At 72.2% G+C, this 22,032-nt stretch carries 19 protein-coding genes, 1 tRNA gene and 1 pseudogene; 16 read left to right on the forward strand and 5 right to left on the reverse strand.

Features of this window, described 5'->3' with window-relative positions:
• Nucleotides 1-83: 83 nt before the first annotated feature.
• Nucleotides 84-563, reverse strand: coding sequence for a DUF309 domain-containing protein (locus ACGF2Y_RS20460; protein WP_392949279.1), 480 nt, complete (start codon nucleotides 561-563; stop codon nucleotides 84-86).
• Nucleotides 564-673: 110 nt separating this feature from the next.
• Here ACGF2Y_RS20460 and ACGF2Y_RS20465 point away from each other — a divergent pair, with 110 nt between their 5' ends.
• The gene (locus ACGF2Y_RS20465; protein WP_392949282.1) at nucleotides 674-3,328 is read left to right on the forward strand and encodes an ATP-binding protein; all 2,655 of its coding nucleotides are present in this window, start codon (nucleotides 674-676) and stop codon (nucleotides 3,326-3,328) included.
• Between the two features lie 50 nt (nucleotides 3,329-3,378).
• Nucleotides 3,379-3,452, forward strand: a tRNA-Pro gene (locus tag ACGF2Y_RS20470).
• Nucleotides 3,453-4,149: 697 nt separating this feature from the next.
• Here the strand turns inward: ACGF2Y_RS20470 and ACGF2Y_RS20475 are convergent.
• Complete coding sequence (locus ACGF2Y_RS20475) at nucleotides 4,150-5,151, reverse strand: LacI family DNA-binding transcriptional regulator (protein WP_392949285.1); 1,002 nt, start codon at nucleotides 5,149-5,151, stop codon at nucleotides 4,150-4,152.
• Nucleotides 5,152-5,348: 197 nt separating this feature from the next.
• Here ACGF2Y_RS20475 and ACGF2Y_RS20480 point away from each other — a divergent pair, with 197 nt between their 5' ends.
• From ACGF2Y_RS20480 to ACGF2Y_RS20495, 4 genes are all read left to right on the forward strand, one after another.
• On the forward strand, nucleotides 5,349-6,965 hold the full coding sequence (locus ACGF2Y_RS20480) for an HAD-IIIA family hydrolase (RefSeq protein WP_392949287.1): 1,617 nt from the start codon (nucleotides 5,349-5,351) through the stop codon (nucleotides 6,963-6,965).
• Nucleotides 6,966-7,036: 71 nt separating this feature from the next.
• The gene (locus ACGF2Y_RS20485; protein ID WP_392949290.1) at nucleotides 7,037-7,945 is read left to right on the forward strand and encodes a hypothetical protein; all 909 of its coding nucleotides are present in this window, start codon (nucleotides 7,037-7,039) and stop codon (nucleotides 7,943-7,945) included.
• Complete coding sequence (locus tag ACGF2Y_RS20490; RefSeq protein ID WP_392949292.1) at nucleotides 7,942-9,774, forward strand: ABC transporter ATP-binding protein; 1,833 nt, start codon at nucleotides 7,942-7,944, stop codon at nucleotides 9,772-9,774. The genes ACGF2Y_RS20485 and ACGF2Y_RS20490 overlap by 4 nt, the downstream gene beginning before the upstream one ends.
• Nucleotides 9,771-10,601: an energy-coupling factor transporter transmembrane component T family protein gene (locus ACGF2Y_RS20495; protein ID WP_392949294.1), complete on the forward strand. Its 831-nt coding sequence runs from the start codon at nucleotides 9,771-9,773 to the stop codon at nucleotides 10,599-10,601. Before ACGF2Y_RS20490 ends, ACGF2Y_RS20495 begins: the two co-directional genes overlap by 4 nt.
• A gap of 341 nt (nucleotides 10,602-10,942) precedes the next feature.
• On the opposite strand, the gene ACGF2Y_RS20500 is transcribed toward ACGF2Y_RS20495, so the two are convergent.
• Nucleotides 10,943-11,530, reverse strand: a complete 588-nt coding sequence (locus tag ACGF2Y_RS20500; RefSeq protein WP_392949295.1) for a sigma-70 family RNA polymerase sigma factor — start codon at nucleotides 11,528-11,530, stop codon at nucleotides 10,943-10,945.
• A gap of 138 nt (nucleotides 11,531-11,668) precedes the next feature.
• On the reverse strand, nucleotides 11,669-12,331 hold the full coding sequence (locus tag ACGF2Y_RS20505) for a hypothetical protein (RefSeq protein WP_392949297.1): 663 nt from the start codon (nucleotides 12,329-12,331) through the stop codon (nucleotides 11,669-11,671).
• 451 nt (nucleotides 12,332-12,782) lie between these two features.
• Between ACGF2Y_RS20505 and ACGF2Y_RS20510 the strand changes: the two genes are divergently transcribed.
• Nucleotides 12,783-12,992 (forward strand): hypothetical protein, encoded by a 210-nt coding sequence (locus tag ACGF2Y_RS20510; RefSeq protein WP_392949299.1) that lies wholly within the window; start codon nucleotides 12,783-12,785, stop codon nucleotides 12,990-12,992.
• 83 nt (nucleotides 12,993-13,075) lie between these two features.
• Here the strand turns inward: ACGF2Y_RS20510 and ACGF2Y_RS20515 are convergent.
• Nucleotides 13,076-13,265, reverse strand: a pseudogene (locus tag ACGF2Y_RS20515) (tRNA (adenosine(37)-N6)-threonylcarbamoyltransferase complex transferase subunit TsaD); the annotation flags it as partial.
• 143 nt (nucleotides 13,266-13,408) lie between these two features.
• Between ACGF2Y_RS20515 and ACGF2Y_RS20520 the strand changes: the two are divergent.
• The 9 genes from ACGF2Y_RS20520 to ACGF2Y_RS20560 all read left to right on the forward strand — a co-directional run bounded on the left by ACGF2Y_RS20520 (nucleotide 13,409) and on the right by ACGF2Y_RS20560 (nucleotide 21,988).
• A complete protein-coding gene (locus ACGF2Y_RS20520) occupies nucleotides 13,409-13,633 on the forward strand; it encodes a hypothetical protein (RefSeq protein ID WP_392949300.1) in 225 nt (74 codons plus the stop codon).
• Nucleotides 13,633-15,924, forward strand: coding sequence for a heavy metal translocating P-type ATPase (locus ACGF2Y_RS20525; protein WP_392949302.1), 2,292 nt, complete (start codon nucleotides 13,633-13,635; stop codon nucleotides 15,922-15,924). Before ACGF2Y_RS20520 ends, ACGF2Y_RS20525 begins: the two co-directional genes overlap by 1 nt.
• A gap of 99 nt (nucleotides 15,925-16,023) precedes the next feature.
• Nucleotides 16,024-16,545, forward strand: a complete 522-nt coding sequence (locus ACGF2Y_RS20530; RefSeq protein ID WP_392949304.1) for a copper chaperone PCu(A)C — start codon at nucleotides 16,024-16,026, stop codon at nucleotides 16,543-16,545.
• 244 nt (nucleotides 16,546-16,789) lie between these two features.
• Nucleotides 16,790-17,539 (forward strand): aspartyl/asparaginyl beta-hydroxylase domain-containing protein, encoded by a 750-nt coding sequence (locus ACGF2Y_RS20535; RefSeq protein ID WP_392949305.1) that lies wholly within the window; start codon nucleotides 16,790-16,792, stop codon nucleotides 17,537-17,539.
• Nucleotides 17,540-17,735: 196 nt separating this feature from the next.
• Nucleotides 17,736-19,139 (forward strand): MFS transporter, encoded by a 1,404-nt coding sequence (locus ACGF2Y_RS20540; protein WP_392949307.1) that lies wholly within the window; start codon nucleotides 17,736-17,738, stop codon nucleotides 19,137-19,139.
• 38 nt (nucleotides 19,140-19,177) lie between these two features.
• Nucleotides 19,178-20,239: a beta-ketoacyl-ACP synthase III gene (locus ACGF2Y_RS20545; protein WP_392949309.1), complete on the forward strand. Its 1,062-nt coding sequence runs from the start codon at nucleotides 19,178-19,180 to the stop codon at nucleotides 20,237-20,239.
• Nucleotides 20,236-20,472: an acyl carrier protein gene (locus tag ACGF2Y_RS20550; RefSeq protein ID WP_392949311.1), complete on the forward strand. Its 237-nt coding sequence runs from the start codon at nucleotides 20,236-20,238 to the stop codon at nucleotides 20,470-20,472. Before ACGF2Y_RS20545 ends, ACGF2Y_RS20550 begins: the two co-directional genes overlap by 4 nt.
• Before the next feature lie 47 nt (nucleotides 20,473-20,519).
• On the forward strand, nucleotides 20,520-21,410 hold the full coding sequence (locus ACGF2Y_RS20555; protein ID WP_392949313.1) for a TauD/TfdA dioxygenase family protein: 891 nt from the start codon (nucleotides 20,520-20,522) through the stop codon (nucleotides 21,408-21,410).
• Entirely contained in the window at nucleotides 21,407-21,988 is a 582-nt protein-coding gene (locus tag ACGF2Y_RS20560; RefSeq protein WP_392949315.1) for an FcoT family thioesterase, read from the forward strand. Before ACGF2Y_RS20555 ends, ACGF2Y_RS20560 begins: the two co-directional genes overlap by 4 nt.
• Nucleotides 21,989-22,032: the final 44 nt, after the last annotated feature.

The raw sequence follows: 22,032 nt of genomic DNA on the forward strand, positions 1-22,032 counted from the left end.
CCGGCCCGGGACCCTCCGCACCCGGACCCGCACCGGGCCCCGGACCCTCCGCATCCGGACCATGCCCGGTGCCGCCCTGTGGGCTACCCCCGCAGGCGGGGCGCCTCGGCCGCCGCGTCCACCGTCGGGCCCGACTCCACTCGCCCCGCCAACTCCCGCGCCCAGTCGCACAGTCCGGCGACCGAGATCCCGTGTGGCCCGGACCCGGCGAACGGGTCGAGCGCTCCCGCGCCCCGGCGCAGCAGCCGCGCCCCGCCCTCGGTGTTGCCCCGGGCGGAATGGGTCAGCCCCACCGCGAGCTGGGCCAGCCCCCGCCAGAGCTCGCGTTCGTCCTCCGGCCCCGATTTCCAGGCGTCCTCGAAGACCTCGTGCGCGTGGAACGGCATCCCCGCGTCCAGCAGCCGCTGTGCCTCCCGGAGCGTTTCCGGAGGCGTGCGGACGACCCCCTCGGGCTGCCGTTCGACGCCGGGTGTCCCGTACGGCAGGGGGCGTCCCAGCCCGTCACGGGGGCGCGCGTTGCGCGCCCGGCCCTCGGCATCACGGTCTCTGCGCGTCTCGTTCACCACTCGATTGTGCCCCGCACCTGCGGGGAATAGTGCGAACCCTGTCGGCGAGCACCCGCGCACGGTTAGGCTCGACCGTCGAGAAGACTGCCTCTGTGGGAAGGGTGGGCATGAAGCCGTCCCGGCCGTTGTACGAACGTGAACCGGAACTCGCCGCCGCTGTCGAGGCGGTGGACGCCCTGTGCGGTGCGCAGGCCGTCGGCGGGCTCCTGGTCTTCAGCGGAGAGGCGGGGATCGGCAAGACCGCGCTGCTCGCCGAGATCCAGGCGATGGCCGCCGACCGCTGCACCGTCTGGTCCGCCCGGGGAGGTGAGACCGTCACCTCCGTGCCGTTCCACGTGGTGCGGCAGTTGCTGCAGCCCGCCCTGGACCAGTTCCCGCCCGACGAGACACGGGCCCTGTTCGGCGACTGGTACGAGACCACGGCCCCGGCCCTGGGACTCGCCGAGCCGAGCGGCCTGCAGCCCGACCCGCAGGGTGTGCGTGACGGACTGGACTTCGTCGTCGGCCGGCTCGCGTCCCGGCTCAGCCACCGGCCGTTGCTGCTCATCGTGGACGACGCCCACTGGGCGGACGGCGAATCCCTCGCCTGGCTGGCCTCGTTCACCGCCCGCCTCGGCGAACTCCCGGTCCTGGTCGTCCAGGCGCACCGCCCGCAGGAGCTCGCCGAACGCGACGCCAACTACATCGCCGACCGCGAGGCCGAGCGCGGCTTCGGCGGCCAGGGCGCCGTGAACCGGGTCGCCCTGCGCGCCCTGACCCCGGACGCCACCGCCGTGCTCGTCCGCGCGGGCCTCGGCGACCACGCCGACGACCCGTTCTGCCGCGAGGTGTGGGCCGTCACCGGAGGCAATCCGTACGAGGCGGTCGAGCTGGTCGCCAAGGTTCAGGACCGCGAACTGCCGCCGGTGGAGGAATCGGCGGGCGAACTGCGCGTGCTGGGCGCGTCCGCCAGGGGCAGCGGGCTGGTCGCCCGGCTGGAACGGCTCGGCACGAACGCCAACCGGTTCGCCTGGGCCGCCGCGGTCCTCGGCACCGACATCTCCCAGGAACTGGCCGCCACGCTCGCCGGAATGAGCTCGGCGGAGGCCGCCGACTGCACGGCCCGGCTGCGGGACGCCCGTATCGTCAGCGGCTTCGACCCGCTGGAGTTCGTCCACCCGCTGATCGCTACCGCCGTCTACCGCTCGATCCCGCCGGCCACCCGTACCGCCATGCACGGGCGCGCGGCCTGGGCGATCACCCGGGCCGGTCTCGGCGCCGCCGCGGCCTCCCGCCACCTGCTGGAGGTCCACCCGGACGACGACCAGGAACTGGTCGCGCAGCTGCGCGAAGCCGCCGGCCAGCACCTTGCCGTCGGTGCGCCGGAAGCGGCCCGGCGCTGTCTGGAGCGGGCGCTGGAGGAGCCGCCGCGCCCCAAGGACCGGGCCGTCCTGCTGTACGAGCTGGGCTGCGCGACGCTGCTCAGCTCCCCGCCCACCACGGTCCAGCACCTGCGCGCCGCCCTGGACATGCCGGGGCTCGACGACGGACTGCGGGTCGACGCCACCTTCCGGCTCGCCGCCGCGCTCGCCCACAACAACCAGCTCAAGGACGCGGCGCTCTCGCTGGCCGCCGAGGCCGCGCGCACCGAACCCGGCCCCGGGCTGATGCGGCTGCAGGCCGCGCACTTCATGTGGGAGGGCATGCAGGCCGTCGAGGACGACGGACCGACCCGTTCCCAGCGGCTCACCCGCAACGCCGACCACCTCAAGGGCCGCGACAACGGGGAGCGGGCGCTGCTGACGCTCCGGGCCTTCGACGCCATGCTGCGCGGTGAGAACGCCCAGCTCATCGTCGACCTCTGCGAACGAGCCCTGATCGACGGCAGCCCCGCCCGGGGCCTCGGCTGGACCGACTCCGAGTGGGGCTTCGAACTCCCCACCATGGTCGGTATCACCTACACCTTCGTCGACCAGCTGGACCGTGCCGAGAGCCTCTTCGGCGAAGCGGTCCGGGCCTTCGAGATCTCCGGCTGGAGCGGGGCCCACCTGGCGTTCGCCCACACCCTGCTCGGCATGGTCCACCGCCGTCGCGGCCGCCTTGCCGAAGCCGAGGGCTTCCTGCGCGAAGGACTCCGCCTCGCCGACCGCGTCGGCTCCGGACTGCCCGTGCACTGGGACGCGGCCTGCCTCCTCATCGACACCCTGCTGGCCCGTGGACGTACCGACGAGGCCCGCCGCATCGCCGACCGCTACGACTTCGGCCCGCCCTACCCCAGCGCCATGGTGCTGCCGGACGGACCGTGCGTGCGGGGCCGTCTGCTGCTGGCGGAGGGGCGCAAGGAGGACGCGATCGCCGAGCTGGAAGCGGCGGGCGCCGCTCTGGAGCGTCGCGAACGCTTCAACGGCATCTGGGCGCCCTGGGCCGGCGACCTGGCGCGGGCTCTGGCCGAGGACGACCCGGCCCGCGCGGCGCATCTCGCCGCCCGCAACCGGGTGCACGCCGAACGGTTCGGCACGCCCACCGCCCTGGGCGAGGCCCTGCGCTGCGTCGCCCTCTTCGCACCTCCGGAGCGGGCCGAGCAACTGCTCGCCGAGGCGGTGGGACACCTGGAGAAGTCCTCTTCCGCCTACGAGCACGCCCTCGCCCGGGTCGACTACGGCATCGCGATCGGTTCGCACCGGGAGCTGGCCCGTGCCCAGAAACAGGCGATGGCCTGCGGAGCCGAGGGGCTGGCCGGTCGCGCCCAACAGGCGCGGGCGTCGATACGGTCCTCGGAGTGAGGTAATGTTTGTCCTGCGCGGCCACCCGGGACAACCGGGAGGAAACGCGGCGGGACGTGGCGCAGCTTGGTAGCGCACTTGACTGGGGGTCAAGGGGTCGCAGGTTCAAATCCTGTCGTCCCGACTGGAGACAGTCGCAGGTCAGGCCCGGTTTCGGAGTCATCCGAAACCGGGCCTTGATCATTTTGGGGACCGGCGTCCTTGACCGGCCAGCGGGTCAGTGGGTCAGTGGGTCAGTGGGTCATGACGATAGCGCCCGGTAGTGAACGCGGTTCGTGCAGCACGCTGAAGTGGGCCGGAAGCGCCGCCCTGCGGCCGTGAATGCGTGTACGTCCGGATGCGGGTGGCGCTGGCTGGTGGTCAGTGAGCCGTGGCCGGCGATCCTGCGGAGGACGTGTTGCTCGGACTCCGGCGTGGGCGAACCAGGTCGATCAGGTGTGCCGGAGGTCGCAGCGGCGTAGATGCTCGTGGCCGGGTTCGGTGACACCGTCGTCCCCGTCACGATGGGAACCTCGCGGGCCCGCTTGCCCCGAGATCTCCCCGGTCCGCGTGTTCGGCGAGCTTCATGGTGGCGAGCGACGGGGAAAGCTCTGCCTCAGCGGCTTCGATGACGGGCCGGAGGCACTCCTGCGATGTGTCCTGGTCCGGCTTTCCCTCCGACAGGGACAGGCGCCGCTTCGTTGCCCGATCGAACCGGCGGACCCGCACGGTAGGGATGGGGGCGATCGGGGCGGCTCCCGGTGTCGGTGGAGGGCCGGACGCCGACCGGCACAAGGGTTTCCGGCCGTGGGCGAGACGTGGTCCAGCGGAGGCGCCGGGAGTCAGAGGCCGCGCGGGCCGGTCGAATTGCGGGCGACCAGGCTGGGTTGCAGCACCTCATGGCGGTCGGTCGTGCGCCCGCCCGCGCGCTGCAGCAGGAGCCGTACCGCGGTCCGGCCGAGTTCCGGGCGGGGCTGATCGATGCTGGTGAGGCGGGGCCTGACCAGAGCCGCGAAGGTGCTGTTGTCGTAGCCGACGACAGACAGCCGCTCGGGGACCGGCAGGCCGAGGTCGTGTGCGCAGTCCAGCAGCGCGACGGCCGTGAGGTCGTTGTTCGCGATCAGGGCGGTGACACCGGAGCGCAGGAGCGGGGCGACGCCGACGGTGATGTCGTCGACATCCTCGGCCACCACGGTGTGCGGGGTCATACCGGCACGGCGGACCGCCAGCTCGTAGCCTCGCCGCCTTCCTTCCGCGGCCGGACGGCGGGAGGTGCTGACGAACGCGATCTCGCGGTGTCCCAGTTCGAGCAGGTGGGTCACCGCCAGAGCGGCGCCGGCCGCGTCGTCGTTGGCGACGGTGTCGACGCCTTCGACGGTTTCCTCGGGGCGGCCGATGACGACCACCGGGGTGCGGCGCATCGCGGCCTGGAGGGCAGCTCGGTCCACCCAGCTGCTGACCGCGATCACGCCGTCGACATTGAGTCCGACCAGGGTGTCGAGCTGCGTGGTGAGCTGCTTCGCGTCGCGCCGCCCGTGGGCCAGCAGGACGCCGAACCCGACTTCGCCCGCCGCCTCTTCGATTCCGGCGACCACATCGGTGTGATACGGATTCGCCAGGTCTGTGAGCAGGACGCCGAGCAGCATGGTGCGCCCTTGGACCAGGCCGCGGGCCAGGGCGTTGGAACGGTAGCCCAGCTGGTCTGCGGCGGCGCTGATGCGCGCCCGGGTGCTCTCACTGACCCCGGCGTCGCCGCGAAGCGCCAGGGACACCAAGGACTTGGACACGCCGGCGACCCGGGCGACGTCGAGGATCGTGGGGCGGCGCGAAGGGGCTTGCGGCATGGGTCCAGTATGCAGGCGGCGCCGGCGCGTGGAAGGGTGACCGCCCCTTTTCCCTCCTGACCTGGAGCGTTCCAGTCGTGGCGTTCCAGACGCAGCTGGAACGTTCCAGAACGCATCCTCACGTGTTGGCCTCCCCGGCGTCGAGAGTTCACCCGTCGCCCATACGTTCGCTGCCACGACACCAGCAAGGGGAGCCGATGAACCAGCCGCAAGCACCCGTACCACCCGCCCTCGCCCACCGGCCCGAGGCGCTGCTGCTCGACTTCGGCGGCGTGGTCTTCCACACCGAGAAGCGCCCCGAGGGGCGCCGAGAGGCGGCCGCCCTGCTCCACCGCCATCTGGCACGCGCGGGGCACGTGGTGCCCGAGGGGACACTGCGGGTCTCCCTCGACGCAGGGCTGGCAGCGCTCAAGGACTGGAAGAACGCCGCCGGCCGGCGGCGTGAGCCCGTCGAACTGACCCACCGTGAGATCTGGGAGGACTTCCTGGCCTCCGACCTGCCGGACCCGGTCCGGGCCGTCCTGGCGGGCAGCGCGGGCTGGCTGCTCGGCGAACTCACGCCTCTGCTCTCGGAGCACACCGTACGTCCCGGAGTCCGCGAACTGCTGCACACCGCCCGGCGGCTCGGCATCCGCGTCGGCATCGTGAGCAACGCCCACGCCGGCCGCTCGCACCGGGCACTGATGCGCGAGCACGGCCTGGAAGAACTGGTGGACGTGCAGCTCTACTCCGACGAGGTCGGCATCCGCAAGCCGCACCCCGGTATCGTCGAACAGGCCGCGCGGGCACTGGCGACCCGGCCCGAGCGCTGCTGGTTCGTCGGCGACACCATCGATCGCGACGTGGCCGCCGGTCACCGCGCCGGGGCGGCGGCGGTCATCGTCACCCGCGACAAGCACACCGACCACCCGCCCTACCCGGTCTCCGTCCAGCCCGACGCCGTATATGACACCCCCGAGGGTCTGGTCCCGGTCCTGGCCGCCGCGCGGGACACCCCGCCCCCGCCCCCGCCGGTCGCCGCCCGCTCACCGCGTCCCGGCAACGGCCCGGCGGCGCTGCTGCTCGACCACGGCGGAGTCATCGCCAACGCGGTCAAGGACCCTGCGGCGCAGCGGGAGTTCGGGCTGCGTCTCGCCGCCCGGCTGCGACGGGCGGGCCACGGCGTGTCCGACGAGGACTCCGTCGCCGCGCTGTTCGACGCGCGCCGCGCGCACCAGCGGTGGAAGAGCGAGGCCGAAGACGGGCCCCTCGTACCCGAGATCACGCCGCTCCAGTACTGGCAGGGCTTCTTCGGCACGGCCTTCGGCTCCGAGGTGCGGAACTGGCTGGCCGCCGAGGCCGTCGCGCTGAGCCACGAGTGGGCCCACATCAAGAGCCGTCCCACGCTGCGCGAGGGCGCGGCCGAACTCCTCGGCCGTTGCCGCGAACTCGGCATCCCGGTCGCGGTGGTCTCCAACACCGTGTGCGGTCGCAGCGTGCGCGAGCGAATGGCCTCCTTCGGGATCGCGGACCTCGTAGGCGTCCACGTGTACTCCGACGAACTCGGCCGCCGCAAGCCCGATCCGCTCACCGTGCGTGAGGCGCTGCGCGGACTCTCCGTGGACGCCGGGGCCTGCTGGTTCGCCGGGGACAAGCCGGGCCGCGACATGGCCGCCGCACGCGGCGCCGGGATCGGCACCACCGTCCTCGTACGCGGAGGCTCACTCGACGACGAGGCACTGACCCGCCATCTGTCGACGCCCGGCCCCACCCGACCCGACCGCGTGGTCGTCTCGCTCGCCGAACTGATCCCGCTCGTCTCCGCCCGCTCCTGAAACACCGCTTCCCGACCGAACTCAGCACCGCTCGTCTCGTCCGCCCCCGACGAAAGGCCAAGGCCACAGCGATGTCCTCACCGACCGACTCCGCAAGAGTCAGATCCGCGTTCTCCACCGATCCCACCGACCTCGGCTCCGCGCAGAAGCTGATGGTCTTCGTGCTGTCGATGACCCTCTTCGGGCTTGCCAACATCCTCACCGAGGTACTGCCCGAGGTGAGGCTCGGTCCTGTCGAACTCTCCGTCTCCTACCTGGCGTTCGTGCCCGTGGTGATGGTGTGCCTCTTCCATCCGCTGTATGCCGCGCTCGGCGCGCCGCTCGGCGAGATCGTCTTCGTCGACCTTCTGATGGGCGACTTCTCCGGCTTCGCCGAGCTGGAGGGTTACATCCAGCTGTCACTCGGTCTCTACATAGCCGGCTCGATGGTGCGCGACCCTCGCCGGCGGGGTCAGGTCGCGCTCGCGGCCGTCGTCGCGGTCGGCGTCGACAAGATGCTCGGCGGAATCGTCGACATCGGCAAGGTGTACGTCGGTGTGGCCGACGCGGAGTACGTGGACGGCCTGGCGGAGAGCGTGCTTCTGCTGGAGGGCATCGGATTCTCCACCGACCTCGTCATCAGCGGTGTGCTGTTCGGCGCCGTCCCGGCGGCGTACCTGGCGCTGCGGCTGCACGGGCGGATCGAGCCGCTGCTGGGCCTCGCGCCGCGCGACCCCGCCCAGCCGCTGCGGCTGCGGGCCCGGGTCAGCGCCCGCTTCCTGCTGGTGGGCATCTTTCTGGCCTTCGTCGCCATGATCGCCGCCTTCATGTCGGAGATCGACGCCAACTTCGGTGTGTGGGAGCCGGAATTCATCGACCAGTACGGTCAGAAGTTCCTGTGGATAGGCGTCTCGGCCGCGTTGATCGTGCTCATCGCACTCGTCTTCGCGGCCCGTGCCCTGAACCGCTCCCGTACCGCACGTGCCGGGGACCGGACATGACGGCCCGCCCGGCCCGCGCCGGGGCGGCCGAACTCGCGCGAGCAGCGGCGACTGGAGACGGCGGGCCCGCCCCCGCCTGCCCCGCGGTCGAGGTCCGAGACCTCACCTTCCGCTACCCGGGAGCCCAGCGCGACAGCCTCACCGGAGTCGGCCTCACCATCGAACGCGGTGACTTCACTGCCGTCGTCGGCGGGAACGGCTCGGGCAAGACGACTCTGTGCAAGACCTTCAACGGCCTCATCCCGCACTTCTGGTCCGGTACGTACAGGGGCGAAGTCCGGGTGTTCGGCCAGGACACCACCACGACCGGGGTCGCCGCCCTGAGCCACCGGGTCGGGTACGTCTACCAGGACTTCGGCAACCAGCTCGTGAGGCCGACCGTCCATGACGAGGTCTCCTTCGGGCCTGTCAACTTCGGCCTGGCCGACTGGCGCGAACGCTCCGAGGAGGCACTCGACCTGCTGGGGATCGACGCCCTTCGCGACCGCTACACCTGGCAGCTCTCCGGCGGCCAGCAGCACCTGGTGGCGCTGGCCGGCGTCCTGGCGATGCGGCCGGACCTCGTGGTGGTCGACGAGCCGGTGGCGGAGCTGGATCCGGCGCGCGCCGAGGAGATCTACCGCCGGCTCACCGACATCAACGGGCGGCTGGGCACGACGGTGGTCGTGATCGAGCACCACGCCGAATTCATCGCCCGGTACTGCAAGAGCGTGCTGCTCATGGCCGATGGCGCTCCCGTGTGGCATCTGCCGGTCGAGGAGGCCATGGCCCGCTCCGGCGAGCTGGCCGCCCACGGCATCCCGGCCCCTCAGGTGGTGCGTCTCGCCCGCGCCGTCGAACCCGAGGGCAAGGTGCCGCTGACCGTGGAACAGACCGTCCGCTGGCTGGACGAACGCGGCCTGCGCCCCGCCCCCGGGCCCGACACCCCCGGGCCCGACACCCCCGAACCCGCCGCAGGTGAACCGGCCACCGGCCCGAACGCACCGGCTCCGCAACCCGGGCCCGTCGTGGCTTCGCTGCGCGGAGTGCGGCACGGTTACCGCGATGTGCACGGCGGGCTCACGCCCGTGCTACGGGATGTGGACCTGGAACTGCGAGAGGGTGAGCGCATCGCCCTCGTCGGCGGCAACGGCGCCGGCAAGTCCACCTTGCTGCGCCTGCTCACCGGGCTCAAGGTGCCCCGGTCCGGCACCGTCGAGGTCACCGGCACCGACACCCGCACGGTCAGGCCCGCCAAGCTCGCCGAGCGAGTCTCGTACCTCTACCAGCGCCCGGAGCAGATGTTCCTCGCCGACAGTGTGCGGGCGGACATCGCGATGTTCCCGAAGGGCCGCGGCCGGCCGGACACCGACGAACTGGTGGACCACATCCTGGAACGGGTCCGGCTCACCCCGCTCGCCGACCGGGACGGACGAACGCTCTCCGGAGGCCAGCAGCGCCGCGCCACCCTCGGCATCGGCCTGGCCATGGCCCCCGCGCTGCTGCTCCTGGACGAGCCGACCTCCAGCCTCGACGTGGCGACCCGGGACGATGTGATCGCGATGCTGGAGGAACTGGCGGACCGTATCCGCTGCGTGGTCGTCGCCACCCACGACATGCATCTGGTGGCCGAGTGGGCGACACGGGTGATCGCCCTCGGTGACGGCCGGGTACTCAGCGACTCGGGCCCGGCGGAGTTCTTCGCCGACGTGGAGCTGCTGGAGCGCGTACACGTCGTACCACCGCAGATCACCGTGCTGGGCACCGCGCTGGGACTGGTGCCACCACCGCTGACGGTGGACGAGTGCGTCGGGCGGCTGCCCGTCGCTGCGAAGGAGGCCGGATCGTGAAAAGGACCGAACGCGACACCCTGAGCGTCGAATGGGTCAAGCTGGAACTGCTGCGCACCGCGTACGCCACCCGCGGCGGCCCGCTCACCCGGCTGGACCCGCGGATCGTGCTCTTCTGGTACGTACTGGTGGCCCTGAGTCCGTGGTTCACCCACAACCTGACCATTCTGGCCATCCTGTTCACGCTGGCCGCGGCAGCCGTGGTGACCTGCCGGGTGGGTCCACTCGTCGTCGGTCTGTTCGTCTTCGGCCTGGTCACCGAGACGGGCTATCTGGTCGCCGCTGCCTGGCTCTTCGACGGCGACCTCACCACCGTGCTGTCCCTGGGCGAACTCACCCTGAAACTTGGCACCGTGAGCATGGCCAGCATGGCGGCGTTCGTGTCACTGGATCCGGAGAAGCTCTCCGATGCCCTGCTGAGCCTGCGGGCACCGGCTCTGGTCAGTTTCGGCGTGTCCTATGGATACCGGATGCTGCCGATCCTGGTGGACGAGTTCCAGACGGTGATCGACGGCTACCGCCTGCGGTCCGCTCCGCCGGTCTCCCGCGGGCTGTTGGGGTGGCGGGTCCTGATGCGCGGGGCGAAGATCACTGTGTACGCCTTCTATCCCATGATGCTCAACACCGCCAAACGCACCCGTACGACGGTGGAGGCGCTGGAGACCCGCGGTTTCACCTACGCCATGGTCCACGCCGATGGACGTCGCATCCGGCTGGCCCACCTGAGGATCCGCCCGCGCGACATCACCGCACTGGCGGTCACCGCGGCACTGATCGTCGCGGCCTATGCCGTCGGGGCGCAGTTTCCCCACTTCGCGCTGAGCTGAGCCGTCACCCGGTCCGCGCGAGTACCGCGGTGAGGGCCCGCCGAAGGCGCCATCCACGAGCTCACGCGAAAGACCGCGAGGTCTCCATGCCGTGACAAGGACCTCGTGAGCCGGCCGCTCGACCCGGTGGCGGCCCGCGGAGACGCGTGTCCGGGACCATCGGTAGCGAGGCAGGCACTCTGGTGGGCGTCCCGCTCGCATCTCCCCAGGGGCAGTGCGAGCTTCCGTACCGGTCCCGCAGCCCTCCGGGAACGACGTGTTGGGGAACAGGAACGCCTCTCTGCCGCTCGGGGCGCGGCAGTCGCCCCGAGCGGCAGTCCCTGTGACGGGTTCGCCCGCGATCAGCAGGCCAGAGCCGGCTCCGCACTGTCGTCGAGCATGGCGCAGAGCGCTGTGCGGGCTCGTGAGACGCGGGATCTGATGGTGCCTACCGGGCACGAGCTCGTCCGAGCCGCGTCGTCGTACGGCATGTCCAGGAGCTGGGTCAGGACGAACGCCTCGCGGCGGTCGTCCGGCAACGCGTCGACGAGGGCCATCAGGGCGATCCCTTCGTCGAAGCCGGGCACGTCACGCGGCTGGCTGCACTCCGCGACGTACTGCCAGTCGGAGGTGTCGGCCAGGCGTGGCCGGGAAGCGGCACGTCGCAGGCTGTCGACGACGGTTCGGCGGGCGATCGTCAGCATCCAGGCGCGGGCGGAGCCGCGGCCCTGGAAGAGGTGGACGGTGCTGACGGCGCGCAGGAAGGTCTCCTGCACCAGGTCCTCCGCCACCTGTGCGTCGTCGGCCAGGGCGGTGACGTATCGGCGCACGTCGTTGTGGAGGGCGCGGAAGACGTGCTCGAAGGCCTCGGCGTCGCCGGCCGCGGCGCCGAGCGCCCACGCGGTGACATCGTCTTCCGTCACCGCAGGTTGTCTTTGGGCAGGAAACATGGGAACTGCGGTTCCTTCCGGGTGCCCGGACAGGGCGCAGCGCACAGGCGTGCCCCGGTCCGGGAAGTGGGAGATCGCGCCCGCGCACCAGGTGCACGGGCGCACGTCGGCCGTGGTGCGGCAGACGTGAGCCGGCTGTCAGCGGACAGCGGTCTCCCACGGCGGTCCCCGGGTGACGAGCGAGTGGACGAGCAGGCGCGGGCGTGGGCGCGTGACGGAGCGGTCGACGGCGGACGCGGGAGACGCGGACGGCAGGGGCTGGAGCGCGCCGAGGAGCGAGAGGGGAAGGTGGAAGCGGTCCGCCAGGCCGCGGAGGATCTGGAAGGCGGCGCGCTCGCCCCGGGCCAGCCACAGGCCGCACAGCAGCGCCGCCACCACGTGGGCCGCGAGCATGCCCCAGGAGGCAGTGCCGCTCATCGCTCCCATGTCGTGCACGGCTGCCATGTCGTGCATGGGCCGGGCGGCGTGGGTGTCGGCCAGGTGGGCTCCGTGGACGGTGTGTCCCAGCGCCGCTATGGCCGCGGAGCCGCCGTCGAGGCGGGGCAGCGGCATGCTGTCGGTCAGACCCGCCTGCGCGGCCACATCGTAGGCACGCGCCGCAGCCGCTGCGTCGCTGTGCGGTCCGCAGAGCAGGGCGTCCGCCCATCTCATGGCGAGCCCGGAATCGTCCCCGGGTCCCGTGGCCGCTCGCTGCGCGGTCTGAACGAGCGTGAAAGCCCCGTGCAGGGCTCCCTGCACGGCGACGGTGAGAGCGACGACGGCGGCCTGGCCGCGTTCCCGTCCGGCGACGAGCCAGGCCAAGGAGCCGACTCCTGCCCCGCACAGGCCCAGAGCCCACCAAGGAAGCGGGGCGTCCGACATGAGGACGTGGCCAAGGGCAGCAAGCGATACGCACACGACCGCGAAGAGCGCGGACCGTGTGGCGCGAAACCGCCATCCCACCGACATGGCTCCTGATCCTGGCATTGCCGCCGCGACACCTCCAGGCCGGGTCCCCTGTCCGCTGTTGTGGACTGTGGTCCGACGTTCTGGCGGGTGGCCCGTCCGCGCCGCCGACACGTGAGAGGTCGTACGCCGGTGCTTTCCGGTTCCCGCCGCCCACGGACTTCCGGGAGCATCGGGTGCGCGCGGCCGCTCCTGCGTGCTTCCGCACCGGAGGCCGGCGAGGCTTGGTGCCCGCGGACATGGGCATCACCTCGGTACGCGGGCTCCTGGCTTCCGCCGGAGCCCGGCGAGCGTGGAGGAGAGTGCGATGACCGGATCCCCCGAACCCCTGGCCACCTTCTGCGGGAAATGCGACTGCGGGTGCCCGCAGCTGTTCGTGGACGAGAGCGCTCCGGCGGAACGCCGGATCGTGATCACCGACGACTTCGGGCAGCGGGTGGAGATGAGCGCGGACCAGTTCGGGTCCCTGATCGAGGAGGCCAAAGCCGGCCGCCTCGACGCAGCCGCCTGCGCATGACGGCCACGCGGGTCCGGGGAGTGGGGCTCCCCGGACCCGCGCACATCGAGGCACGACGCTGCGACGCCACGGGCGGGCGGCGGCGGCCTTCCTGACAACGGCGGTGAACGCCCGGAGACGGGCACGGGCGGCGATCTCCGGTAGGGCCCCGCCGAAACGGGCGTGCCCGTCGCTCGACGCCACGACGTGCGCGAGCAGACGGCCGCCGGACACGATCCCCGCTCCCGTCCCGTCGCACGACGACTCGATGCGCGGCACCACCGGTGTCTTCACCGCATCCCCGCCGGAGCACCCGTGAAGGTGCTGTGACGCCGTTCACCCGGACGCCGGGGAACTCCGGCCGGGCCACCGCCGACTTCTGAACCGCCACGAGCCGTCGCACCACGGCTCGCGTCCAGAACGTCGAGGAGCACCCTGTGGAGCAGACGGCAGACCCCGCACCCGGAGCGAAGACCGCCCGGCTCGTCCCACCGCCCGCGTTGTGGGCGTTCCTGTTGCTGCTCGGCGCGCTGTTCGCCGGCGCCCACGCGGTGGGGCAGGCGGTGGGGCCGGTCGCGCCCGGCATGCACGGCCCGGGTATCACCGGCGACGCGCCCGCCCGTGACGGGGACGCGCCCATGGAACACGGGGGCGGTCACTGATGGCGGCCGAGGCGACGCCCACGGCGGTGGTGACGGACATCGCCGTCGGTGGGATGACCTGTGCGGCCTGCGTCCGGCGGGTCGAGCGCAAGCTGGGCAAGCTGGCCGGTGTCACGGCGGAGGTGAACCTCGCCACCGGCCGGGCGCGGGTCAGTCACCCCGCAGAGGTGGCCGTCGAGGAGCTGACATCGGCCGTCGAGGTCGCCGGGTACACCGCGCTGCCGGTGGTGGTGCCGACGGTGGGCGAGCGGCCGGGGCGGGCCGAGGGCCCGCCCGAGGACGAGGCCCGGCAGGAACGCGAGCGGCTGATCATCACCGCGGTGCTGTCGATTCCCGTCCTCGTCCTGTCCATGGCCTCTCCGCTGCAGTTCGACAACTGGCAGTGGCTCTGTTTCGTGCTCGCCGCCCCCGTCGCCACCTGGAGCGCCTGGCCCTTCCACCGTCGTGCCCTGAGCGGTCTGCGGTACACCGCCGCCACCATGGACACGCTGGTCTCGCTGGGCGTGTTCGCGTCGTTCCTCTGGTCGGCGTACGCGCTGTTCCTGGGCGGAGCGGGCGTGGCCGGCATGCGGATGCCGTTCAGCCTGGTGCCCTCGGCCTCCGACGGCATGGCCCACGTCTATCTCGAAGCGGCGGTGGGCGTACCGCTGTTCGTCCTGCTGGGCCGGTTCCTGGAGGGCCGGGCACGGCGCGGGACCGGGGCTGCGCTGCGGTCGCTCGCCCGGCTCGCCGCGAAGGAGGTCACCGTACGCCGGCGCGGCGCGGACGAACTCCTGCCGATCGAACAGCTGAGGGTCGGCGAAGTGTTCGTGGTCCGCCCCGGCGAACGCGTCGCCACCGACGGAGAGGTGGCCGAGGGCAGCTCCGCCGTCGACCTCTCCCTGGTCACCGGTGAGTCCGAGCCCGTCGAGGCCGGCCCCGGAAGCCCGGTGACCGGCGGGTCGGTCAACGTAGGCGGGCTGCTGCTGGTGCGGGCGACGGCCGTCGGTGCGGACACCCAACTGGCCCGCATCACCCAGCTGGTCACGGACGCCCAGGCTGGCAAGGCCCGTGCCCAGCGGCTGGCCGACACCGTCGCGGGTGTCTTCGTCCCGGTCGTCCTGGCGCTCGCGGCCACCACCCTCGGCTTCTGGCTCGGCGCCGGCGCCGACCCCCAGGCCGCGATCACCGCCGCGGTGGCGGTCCTCGTCGTGGCCTGCCCGTGCGCGCTGGGGCTCGCGACGCCGACGGCGCTGATGGCGGCCACCGGGCGCGGGGCGCGGCTGGGCGTCCTGGTGAGCGGGCCGCAGGCGTTGGAAGGGCTTCAGCACGTCGACACCGTGGTGCTCGACAAGACCGGGACCCTGACCTCCGGCCACATGAGCGTCGGGCGGATCACCGTGACACCCGAGGGGCCGGACGCGGCCGGGATCGTCCGGCTGGCGGGTGCGGTCGAGGAAGGCTCGGAGCATCCGCTGGGCCGGGCGATCACGGCCTATGCGCGCCGTGCGGCCGGGGAGGAGCCGCTGCCCGTCGTGTCCGGATTCCGGGCCACCGCCGGGCAGGGTGTGAGCGGGCGCGTGGACGGGCGGGAGGTGGAGGTGGTGGCGCCCGACGGAACGGAGCTGCCCGCCGCCTTGTCGGTGGCCCGCGAGCGGGCGGACGAAGCGGCCCGTACGGCGGTGCTGGTACGGGTGGACGGTGTTCCCGCCGCGATCGTGGAGGTGGCCGATCTCGTACGGCCCGGAAGCTACCGCGCCGTCGACCGGCTGCGCAGGCTCGGCGTCCGCCCCGTGCTGGCCACCGGCGACCGGGCCGCCGTCGCACGGGCGGTCGCGGAGGACCTCGGCATCGCGGAGGTCCACGCCCGCTGCACACCGCAGGACAAGGCCGAACTGGTGCGCGGGCTGCGGGCCGAGGGGCGGCGGGTCGCCGTGGTCGGGGACGGTGTCAACGACGCCGCCGCGCTCGCCGGCGCGGACCTGGGCATCGCCATGGGCACCGGGACCGACGTCGCGATCGGCGCCGCCGACGTCACGCTCGTCCGCGGCGACATCGAGGCGCTCGCGGACGCGGTCCGGCTGGCCCGGCACACGCTGGGCACCATCCGCACCAACCTGGTGTGGGCCTTCGGCTACAACGCCGTGACGATGCCGCTGGCCATGGTCGGCCTGCTGAACCCCATGGTCGCCGCCGTCGCGATGTCGCTCAGCTCGGTCCTCGTCGTGGCCAACAGCCTGCGCCTGCGCACCTGGCAGCCGGCGCCGGCCCGGCAGCCCCGTGGCCGTACCGCCTCACGGAGCCCGGTGTGACCATCTCCACCCGAACGCCCCGGGACCGTCCCGGCGCGTTCCCTGACCCCTTCCTCTTCCCCTCTTCCTCTTCTCCTCTCCGCAAGGAAGCGCGTGTTCATGAAAACCCTCCGTACCCCTCCCGGCCGCCTTCGCCGTACCCGAGAGGCGGCCGGGACGGGTACGGCGGTGGCCCTCGCCGCCCTCGCCGCTGTCGGCGGCCTCTCCGCGTGGACCACCGCCGGCTACGCGGGCAGCCCCGCGAACATCGAGATACGGGAGGCCCGGGTACTGCTGCCGGTGATACCCGGGCGGAACACCAACGCCTACTTCCACATCGTCAACACCGGTGGCGCGCCCGACCGGCTCCGCTCGGTCTCCACCTCGGCCGCACCGGACCCGGAGCTGACCGTGCACCGTATGAACGCGGCGAACGGGGCCTACCGCGAGCGGTCCGGAGCCGTGGACATTCCGGCGTACGGAGAGGTGGAGATGTCCCAGCACGGCGCGGCCGTGACCCTTCCCGCCGACGCGTCATGGCGTCCCGGAGACCGGGTCACGTTCACCCTCGACTTCCAGCGGTACGGGACCGTCACCGTGGACGCTGTCGTACGGCCGGTCACGCTGGGGTCCGCACCCTGATCAGCGACCGGCGGCCCGCAGCCCGCCGGTCCTCGCCGTCCCGACGGTCCGCGACGGGACCTCGGACGGTGCGTTCCCGCCCCGGGCCGGCGCGTTTCCGATCGCCTTTTTCGCCCGCGACGGGAACTCGGACGCAGAGCTGTTCGACTTTTGACACGTAGCGGCCACCGACCCTCGGGAAGGCCGCAGCCGCAGGGGCGCGACGCCTGGTCCAGTTCCCGCGGCAGGGCGGGAAGGAACAGCGATGGAATCGACGGACGAACAGTTCGCCGCGATACGTGAGGAGTTCGGCCCCGACTCGCTGGCGCGGGTCGAGGAGATGATGGCTCCGGGAGGAGTCCCGAGACATCCCTCGCAGGGGGGCGCGAAATGGATCCTGCCCGGAATATCGCAGCAGCCCTGGCACGATCCGCGAAGCGACCCGGCCATCGCCTCGCTCGTCGACGCGCTGGAGGGCGCGCACGCCGCGATCAGCGCCGAACACGAGCGGGCCTGGCGGACACGACGTGCGGCGTTCTCGGACTACGAGCACTACCTGACACGCCAGGACGACTGGCAGTCCCTCCACCTGTACCGGGACGGGCAGCTCATGGGGGAGTCCGCGGAGGTGGCCCCCACGGCGTTCGGCGTCATCACCGACATCGCCGTCGCCGACGGCCTCATCTGTCCGCTCCTGGAGAGCCACTTCTCGACGCTGCTTCCGGGGTCCCGCATCGCACCGCACTGCGATCTGTGGAACTTCAGCATCAACCTGCACTTCGCCGTCGACATCCCCGGCGACTGCGACATCACCGTCGCCGGTGAGACGCGCGCCTGGGAAGAGGGCCGCTGTCTGCTTTTCGACTACTCCTTCGAGCATCACGCCGAGAACCGGGGCGACCGTCCCCGGACCTGCCTCCTGGTCGACCTCTGGCATCCGGAGACGACCGTCCCCGAACGCAGGGCGCTGACCGTCCTGGTGACAGAGGTACGGAAGCTGCTCGCGGACATGTGATCCGGCGTCGCGCGTCCGGACCGGTGGCCCTGCCCACCCATCCGCCGAAACGTGCGGCCGACCGCCCCGTCCGGCATCACGTCGGGGCGAGGTCCGGCATGCCCGTACACACCGCCCCGGACCCTCACACCGCCCCCGACCCTTCTCCGACCCCCTCGGCTCGTATGCCGTGCTCCTCACTCCGAAAGGGACGATCATGCCCGCGACCGCAGCCGAGTCGACGGCGGCACGACAGCGCCTCGGCCTCCCCGTGGTCGTGCTCGCGCTCGCCCAACTCGTCATCTCGCTCGACTACAGCATCGTCTACGTGGCGCTGCCGGAGATCGGAGCCGGACTCGGGTTCTCCGACCACGACCTGCAGTGGGTGGTCAGCGCGTACGTCGTGACCACCGGTGGCTTCCTGCTGCTCGGCGGACGCGCGGCGGACCTCCTGGGCCGCCGCCGTATGTTCGTCCTCGCCACGGCGATCTACGCGGCCTCCTCCCTGGCAGGCGGCCTCGCGGAGTCGCCCGGCGTCCTGCTCGCCGTCCGCGCGGCCCAGGGGACAGGCGGCTCCCTGCTGTTCCCGGCCACGCTCTCGCTCATCAACACCACGTACGCCGAAGGTCCGGTGCGCAACCGGGCGCTGGCGATCTGGGGCGCGGCCGGAGCGGGCGGACTGTGCTTCGGCTCGCTCCTCGGGGGCGTCCTGGTCCACGGGTTCGGCTGGCCCTCGGTGTTCCTGGTCAACGTCCCCGTGGCCCTTGCCCTGGCCGTGCTCGGGCGGCTGCTCTTCGCGGCCGATCCGCCCCGCGACCGTACGCGGCGCTTCGACGCCGCCGGAGCGCTCACCGCCACCGCCGGGCTCACCCTGACCGTCTTCCTGCTGGTGTACGCGCCCGCCGCCGGCTGGACGCGTCCCGCGGCCCTGGCCGCTGGAGCCGCCGGACTCCTCTGCCTGGTCCTCTTCGCCGTCATCGAGGGCCGGGCGCGGGACCCGCTGATGCCTGTCCGGCTCTTCCGGCACCGGGGGCTGGTCGCGGCCACGGGGGTGGCAGCCCTGTTCAGCGCGACGTTCAGCTCGCTGCCGTACTTCCTGACCCTCTACTTCCAGGCCGTGCGGGGCTACGACGCCTTCGTCACCGGGCTGTGCTTCCTGCTGCCCGCCCTCGTCGTCGCGGCCGGGACCCAGGCCGGAGCTCCGGCCGTCACCCGATTCGGCATGCGGCGGCTGCTGGTCGGCGGACTGGGAGCGGCCGCCGCCGGAGCGCTCGCCCTGGTGCCCGCGGTCTCGGCGGGCGGCTCCTACGCGTCGCTGCTGCCGGGGGTCGTCCTGATGAGCCTGGGCCAGGGCGCCGCGTGGACGGCCCTGTGGATCGCGGCCGCCGCGGGGGTGGCCCCCGATGAGCAGGGCATCGCGTCGGGGATCGCCTCCACGTCCCTCCAGGTCGGCGGCGCCGTCGGTCTCGCACTGCTCGTCGCGGCGGCCGCCGGAATCGGCCAGGAGTCGTCGGTCCCGGCGCTGCTCGACGGCATACGGACCGCACTGCTCGCGATGTCCGGGGCGCTGGCGCTCGGCGCGCTCGCCGCTCTCGTGGTCCGAAGGCCGACCACCGCGTGAACACCTCACCACCCATGACAGAGACCATCAGGAGAACCATGTCCGCGACACCCGCCGGGCGACCCGACCGCGCCGCTGTGCTCTGCGGCACCGGGGGCCGGCTGCCCCGGCGCAAGGTCGGCAACGACGAGCTGGCGGCACGGCTCGACACCGACGACGCCTGGATACGCAGGCGCACCGGCATGCGCAGCCGGTACCTCGCCGACCCCGCCGAGGCCACCTCCGATCTCGCCGTCGCGGCGGGCCGCCGGGCCCTCGCCGACTCCGGTACGGAACGGGCCGATGCCGTCGTCGTGGCCACCGCCACCCCCGACCGCACCTGCCCCGCCACCGCTCCGGTGGTCGCCGCACGCCTCGGACTGTCCGGCGCGGCAGCCTTCGACGTCGGCGCGGCGTGCACCGGGTTCGTCTACGCCCTGGCCACCGGAGCGGGACTGATCGCCTCCGGGGTCGCGAGCCGGGTCCTGGTCATCGGCGCGGACGTGTACTCCCGCATCGTGGACCCGCAGGACCGGCAGAACGCCGTGGTGTTCGGGGACGGGGCGGGGGCCGTCGTCCTGCGCGCCGGGCACGCCGGGGAACACGGAGCCCTCGGCCCCTTCGGCCTCGGAAGCGACGGCGCCCACGAGGACATGATCACCGTCGCGGCCGGCGGCTCCCGACTGCCCGCCGATCCGGCCCGTACCTCACACGAGGAGCGGCACTTCGCCATGCGCGGCAAGGAGGTCTACCGCCACGCCGTCAGCAGGATGACCGAGTCGGCCCGCACGGTGCTGGACCGGGCCGGTCCGGGCGGCGAGGACATCGATCGCTTCGTGCCCCACCAGGCCGGCCTCCGCATCCTGCGCGCGGTCGCCACCGACCTCGGTCTGACCGCCGACCGCTGCACCACCCACGTGGAGACGGCCGGGAACACCGGCGCGGCCTCCATCCCCCTGGCTCTCGCCGACGCCCACGCGAACGGTGTCCTGCTGCCGGGCGACCGCGTCCTGCTGACCGCTTTCGGAGGGGGCCTCACCTGGGGCTCCTGCCTCCTCACCCGGCCGGAACCGCCACCGGCCGACGAACCTGCCCACCACGAAGAGGAATCCGCCCCGTGACCGCCACCTACGAGCAGCTGGTGCCCATCCTCACCACCCTGCACGACGCCCCCACCGACCACTTCCGGCCCGAGGCGACCTGTGCCGACCTCGCTGTCGACTCGCTGACCATGGTCGAGATCAGCATCCACATCGAACGCCACCTCGGCGTCACCGTCGAGGACGGCGAACTCGTCCCCGGCCTCACGCTCGGCGCGACGGCCGAACTGATCGACGCCCGACCGGCCGCCTGACGCGACCGCGGCCCCCACCTCCTCCACCCGTCACCAGGAGCACCACCATGCGCATCACCGACCACACCGCAACCGCCATCGGCGCCTCCGTCGAGGACTTCGACCACACCTCGGCCTCCGAGAGCGACATCGCGGCCCTCAAGGAGACCGTCTACCGCCGCAAGATCGCCGTCCTCAAGGGACAGGACCTCTCCCCGCAGGCGTTCCTGGAGCTGGGCCGACGGCTCGGCCGCCCGGAGACGTACTACGAACCGATGTACCAGCACCCCGAGGTCTCCGAGGTGTTCGTCTCCTCCAACGTCCCCGAGAACGGCAAGCAGATCGGCGTACCCAAGACCGGAAAGTTCTGGCACGCCGACTACCAGTTCATGCCCGACCCGTTCGGTATCACCCTGATCCACCCGCAGGTCATACCCGCGAAGAACCGCGGCACGTACTTCATCGACATGGGCGCGGCCTACGAGAAGCTGCCCGAGGACCTCAAGGGCGAGATCGAGGGGACGTGCTGCCGGCACTCCGTACGCAAGTACTTCAAGATCCGCCCGCACGACGTCTACCGGCCGCTCTCGGAGATCATCCAGGAGGTCGAGGAGAAGACGCCCGCCGTGCTCCAGCCCACCGTCTTCACCCACCCCATGACCGGTGAGAAGGTGCTCTACGTCAGCGAGGGGTTCACCGTCGGCATCGAGGACGAGCAGGGCAGGCCGCTCGACGACGGGCTGCTCCGGCGGCTCTTCGAGGCGACCGGGCAGCTCGACCGAGGCTTCGAGCACGAGAACATCCACCTGCAGAGCTTCGAACAGGGCGATCTGCTGGTCTGGGACAACCGCAGCCTTGTCCACTGCGCCCGGCACACCACCACGCCCGAGCCCACGGTCTCCTTCCGCGTCACCGTCCACGACGAGCGCAAGCTGCACGCCGGTCTGGAAGCGGCATGACCGGCACCGCCCGCGGCACGGGCCCCGGCCCCGGCACGGACTCCGGCCCCGGCACGGACACCGTCGCGTCGCGGACCTTTGCCACCGACGAGGTACTGCTTCCCCGGGTGCTCACCCCGTACAAGGACCACTGCCGCTACCTGCTCACCGCCGAGGTGTCCGCCCTGCCCGACGGGCTCGCCCGGGTGCGCGCGACGTTCGCGATCCCGGAGTCCTGCTACATCGACGACACCGGCCACCTGAACGCGGTCGAGGTGAACATCGCCTACAACCAGATGATGTATTACCTCGTCGCCAAGTCGGTGAAGGAAAGGCTGCTGACCGGCTTCGAGAGCTGGACCCCGGAGGACTTCTGGCGTCACCAACTGCCGGACATCCTCATCGCCCGCTTCGCCTCCCGCTTCCAACGGCCCGTGGATCCACGGGACTTCCACGGCGAGATGGAGTTCCGCTCCGTCGAACGCCGCTCGCCCGGCGGCAAGCCGCTCCTCATCGCCACCACCGCCTACCGCTACGGCGACTCCCGGGGCGGCAGGTGCGACGGCGACGCCACCCTGGCCTTCGTCAACATCACCTGACCTCCCTGCCCGCCGGCGCGGGCCGCTACCGGACGGACATCACA

It is taken from the genome of Streptomyces sp. NPDC048142, assembly GCF_043202835.1.
GTDB lineage: Bacteria > Actinomycetota > Actinomycetes > Streptomycetales > Streptomycetaceae > Streptomyces.

Excerpts from the sequence above, each read along its gene's own strand:
- ACGF2Y_RS20465 (WP_392949282.1), top strand. The coding sequence starts at position 674 with ATGAAGCCGTCCCGGCCGTTGTACGAACGTGAACCGGAACTCGCCGCC.
- ACGF2Y_RS20475 (WP_392949285.1), bottom strand. The coding sequence starts at position 5,151 with ATGCCGCAAGCCCCTTCGCGCCGCCCCACGATCCTCGACGTCGCCCGG.
- ACGF2Y_RS20480 (WP_392949287.1), top strand. The coding sequence starts at position 5,349 with ATGAACCAGCCGCAAGCACCCGTACCACCCGCCCTCGCCCACCGGCCC.
- ACGF2Y_RS20485 (WP_392949290.1), top strand. The coding sequence starts at position 7,037 with ATGTCCTCACCGACCGACTCCGCAAGAGTCAGATCCGCGTTCTCCACC.
- ACGF2Y_RS20490 (WP_392949292.1), top strand. The coding sequence starts at position 7,942 with ATGACGGCCCGCCCGGCCCGCGCCGGGGCGGCCGAACTCGCGCGAGCA.
- ACGF2Y_RS20500 (WP_392949295.1), bottom strand. The coding sequence starts at position 11,530 with ATGTTTCCTGCCCAAAGACAACCTGCGGTGACGGAAGACGATGTCACC.
- ACGF2Y_RS20510 (WP_392949299.1), top strand. The coding sequence starts at position 12,783 with ATGACCGGATCCCCCGAACCCCTGGCCACCTTCTGCGGGAAATGCGAC.
- ACGF2Y_RS20525 (WP_392949302.1), top strand. The coding sequence starts at position 13,633 with ATGGCGGCCGAGGCGACGCCCACGGCGGTGGTGACGGACATCGCCGTC.
- ACGF2Y_RS20530 (WP_392949304.1), top strand. The coding sequence starts at position 16,024 with ATGAAAACCCTCCGTACCCCTCCCGGCCGCCTTCGCCGTACCCGAGAG.
- ACGF2Y_RS20535 (WP_392949305.1), top strand. The coding sequence starts at position 16,790 with ATGGAATCGACGGACGAACAGTTCGCCGCGATACGTGAGGAGTTCGGC.
- ACGF2Y_RS20540 (WP_392949307.1), top strand. The coding sequence starts at position 17,736 with ATGCCCGCGACCGCAGCCGAGTCGACGGCGGCACGACAGCGCCTCGGC.
- ACGF2Y_RS20545 (WP_392949309.1), top strand. The coding sequence starts at position 19,178 with ATGTCCGCGACACCCGCCGGGCGACCCGACCGCGCCGCTGTGCTCTGC.
- ACGF2Y_RS20555 (WP_392949313.1), top strand. The coding sequence starts at position 20,520 with ATGCGCATCACCGACCACACCGCAACCGCCATCGGCGCCTCCGTCGAG.
- ACGF2Y_RS20560 (WP_392949315.1), top strand. The coding sequence starts at position 21,407 with ATGACCGGCACCGCCCGCGGCACGGGCCCCGGCCCCGGCACGGACTCC.